This window comes from Psychrobacter sp. 1Y4, from assembly GCF_051847555.1.
In genome coordinates, this window is the sequence record NZ_JBPYDE010000225.1 from 1 (window position 1) to 952 (window position 952).

Sequence of the window (952 nt, forward strand, 5' to 3'; positions counted from 1 at the left end):
AGCGACTAACAGGATAAGCACCAATCCGGCGATGATATATAGCATATTGTCCATAGTTATTCCTACTCCTAAGATCACAGCATCGTGCGTTGATCCGTTAGGTAATTATTGATTGCGTAGTTTTTTGAGACGAGCTTGTAGCTCAGCCAGTTTTTGATTTTGTAATTGGAGCTTTTTCGTATAGTTGTCCAGCGCGCTGCTGGTTTTTGACAAGCGCTGAGCTTGTGAGGCAGTCTCTTGTCTTGAGGCTTTTAGCGTTGCTAATATATCGGTGCTTAAACCATTGCCCTTATCTGCCGCTGATTTCGCCTGAGTGCCATCTGCATTACCATCATGACCAGGGGCAAGGACAGAAAACTGTGCTTGTGGCAGTTTCTGTGTTTTAGTGGTGGTTGGTTTCTTAGGTACGCTGGCCACTTGTGCTGTCTCAGACGACTTTTTGGATATTGTCTGCGCTGACTTTTTTACCACAGGCGTATTCGCTCTACGACTGTATTGTCTTTGGGCATTGATGGCAGCTTCTAAATGTTGCTGTGAAGGGATGACATCGTAGCTGGGTAGGCTAAGCTTAGCATCGGCTTTTAACTGATCAGCATCTTTGTTGATAAAAGCATCAGGATTTTGTGACTGAATCTGTTTCATCACTGTTGGCGTATCTAGATTGTTTTCGCGTGCGATCTGCTCCGCGATTACCCACAAGCTATCATTGCGTTGCACCTGATATTGAGTGGTCGCATTACTCGTTACTTTATTGCTAGCTGCACTTGGATTAGCCGTCGTTTTGGATGGCACAGGTGATGCTGTATTAGCAGGTATATTGCTGCCTTGAGCTGCGGCGATAACACTATTATCTGAGTCGATTGGACTTTTTGATTTATCTATCGCTTTACTGGTTGGTGTTGCTTTGACAGGTGAGCTTGCCATGAGGTCAGAGTCTGCTTTATTGCTTGGC

The 952-nt window shown here is 45.0% G+C and carries 1 protein-coding gene; it reads right to left on the bottom strand.

Features of this window, described 5'->3' with window-relative positions; genetic code table 11:
* Positions 1-105: 105 nt before the first annotated feature.
* Positions 106-952, bottom strand: an 847-nt coding sequence (locus ACS8FC_RS15385; protein ID WP_439297415.1) for a type IV pilus assembly protein FimV, incomplete at its 5' end; no start/stop codon positions are given.